Annotated in this window: 1 pseudogene; it reads left to right on the forward strand. The window is 72.0% G+C overall.

The window, feature by feature from the left end:
- Positions 1-214, forward strand: a pseudogene (locus tag QN350_RS19895) (DUF2236 domain-containing protein); the annotation flags it as partial.

Below are 214 nucleotides of genomic sequence, written 5' to 3' on the forward strand. Positions count from 1 at the left end.
TGCGCTTCATCCGCAATCCGCCGCTGCGACGCGGGATGCTGCCGTTCTACCGGGTGATGTTCGCCGGGGCGGTCGCCTCGCTCCCGCGCCAGTATCGACAGCTGCTCGGCCTGCGCCGCTCGATGTTCCCGGTCGTCTGGGCGACCGGGGCCGTTCTCCGCATCGTGCGGATGCTGCTCGGCGCCTCCTCGACGTCCGAGGACGCCGCCCGGAC

The sequence above is a fragment of the Cryobacterium sp. 10I5 genome (assembly GCF_035019865.1).
GTDB lineage: Bacteria > Actinomycetota > Actinomycetes > Actinomycetales > Microbacteriaceae > Cryobacterium > Cryobacterium breve_A.